The sequence below is a fragment of the Microcoleus sp. Pol7_A1 genome (assembly GCF_036701085.1).
Lineage (GTDB): Bacteria > Cyanobacteriota > Cyanobacteriia > Cyanobacteriales > Microcoleaceae > Microcoleus > Microcoleus asticus.
This window is the reverse complement of record NZ_JAUBQD010000146.1, coordinates 1-2,186: the sequence shown is the minus strand read 5'-3', so window position 1 is coordinate 2,186 and position 2,186 is coordinate 1. Positions and strand designations below refer to the sequence as shown.

Annotated in this window: 1 protein-coding gene and 1 pseudogene; both read left to right on the top strand. The window is 46.5% G+C overall.

Annotated elements, in window-relative coordinates:
* Window positions 1-346 (top strand): annotated as a pseudogene (locus tag QUA20_RS31565) (hypothetical protein); the annotation flags it as partial.
* 596 nt (window positions 347-942) lie between these two features.
* Window positions 943-2,186, top strand: a 1,244-nt coding sequence (locus tag QUA20_RS31560) for a PLP-dependent aspartate aminotransferase family protein (protein WP_333194274.1), incomplete at its 3' end; no start/stop codon positions are given.

Genomic DNA, 2,186 nt, shown 5'->3' with positions numbered 1-2,186 from the left:
ACCGAAACATAAACCTATTCATATTCACTCATTTATTTATTATACATCGCTGATGTTATTAAATTTTCATTCCTTACCAGCTTCTGTGGCTTTCTCTGTTGACCAACAACAATGCTTGTCCCAACTTGCCGCAACTCTCGAAGGGTACACAAAAAAGCAGCAAAACCCCTATCCTCCAGCCTGTTTGCCTTGGGCAGTTTGGCTGATTGCTCGAGTTGGTGGTTGGTCTGGTTATGTCTCTGGGCGACCTCCTGGAATGCCCACTCTTGTTCATGGACTCCGGCAGTTTGAAGCCATGTTTTTAGGGTGGAAACTCGCTCATAATCCAGTTGTGTGTACACGGTAGCCACAGCCACTTGAGTACCCGTTGAATTAGCAAAGGAGTGACTTCCTTCACCCTCACATTATGGAAAGTCTAGAAGGGATCAACGAACCGTGAGAAGAAGAGTAGGCACGATTTGCCCCACTTCGGATGCCTAAGTTGGGAAATCTCCCCAAATATATTGGTATGAAGGCAGGTTAAGGGCAGACTTTCTAAGGTGTCTCAAGGGCGAGATAGTCTGCGATCGTTGCAAGTAGCTCAGGAAAATCAATTTCCCATCTTGGATTTAGAACCCCTACAACCATCAAGATAGGTTCATATCCTGACCCAGGGTTTAAAACTGCTACAGCTTCATCAGGATATAAGCGTTTCCCCGCCTAACCTCCCCCTGCAAACTCAAGTACCTCACCCTGCACCCTGGGGCGATCGCCTTTTTTGACTTAGAATCGGATTTTGACTATTGCTTCTAACTGCTAGCAGCAGGCAAAGTCCCACAAACCATATTTACCCTTTCTCTTTTGTGTACTGCTGCAAAGTAATGCTCTAGACGAGCAGACGATCGGCACCGCAATACAGGGAAACTTTGAACTGGAAAAATCACTCAGGAGATCTTTCACTTCATGTCAGCAAATGATTTCGAGTTTAAAGGGTTGCAAACGACAGCAATTCATGCCGGAGAAAAACCTGATAGCACTACTGGTGCTTCCTCCCCCAATATTGTAATGTCATCATCTTTTGTGACCGATGCAGATACTTCTTTCTCGGCTGAGAATATACAGGGTCAAACAACGTTCTTCTATACCCGTGAGGGCAATCCAACTGTTCAACAGCTAGAACAAAAATTGGCAGCTTTAGAAGGTGCTGAGGCTTGTGTGGCATTTGGTAGCGGTATGGCAGCCATTTGGGCCTTGATGTTTCACCAGCTTAAGTCTGGCGACCACTTGGTCATGAGCGACGTTGCCTACGTTGGTGCGGCTGAGTTGATGAACGGATTGATTCCTAGTTTTGGGATTCAGGTAACGCGAGTCAACACAACAGATTTGAAGGCTGTAGAAGCAGCAATCCAAACCAATACCAAGCTGATTCATATTGAAACCCCTTGTAACCCGATTGTTAGATTGTCGGATATTAGGGCGCTCGCACAAATAGCTCATGCTGCTGGTGCAAAGCTCTCGGTTGATTCCACCTTTGCCACCCCTGTAGCAACTCAGCCCCTCAGTTTAGGTGCAGATTTTGTCGTCCACTCGCTAAGCAAGTATTTATGTGGACACGGGGATGCAATTGGTGGAGCAGTTCTGGGAGCAAGCGATGAACTATCAGGAATTCGTGATGTGCTGGTTCATGTGGGGGGGACGCTTAGCCCATTTAACGCTTGGCTGATCATGCGGGGGATCACTACATTGCCTATCCGCATGAAAGCTCATCAGGAAAATGCACTGAAAGTGGCAAAATTCCTGGAATCTCATCCTCAAGTCAAACAGATGATTTATCCAGGCCTACCCTCCCATCCGCAACACGAATTAGCAAAACGGCAGATGCGGAACTTTTCGGGCATGATTGCTTTCCAGACGAAAGATGCTCAAGTCGTTGCTCAAGCTTTTGCCCAGCGATTGCAAGTTATTCACTATGCTGTATCCCTTGGTCATCAGCGCAGTCTTATCTACTATATTTCGACTCAGGAAATGCTAGAAACCTCTTTCGTACTCAATGAGACGCAGGCTGAGGCGTACCGTAACTTTGCAGGGGATGGGGTTTTCAGACTATCAGTGGGGCTCGAAGACGCGGAGGATCGGGAGCGTGTCACTTTTGCGATGAGTATTTATACTCAAACATTTCTTCGCTTACCAATTAAGCCATTTAAGTA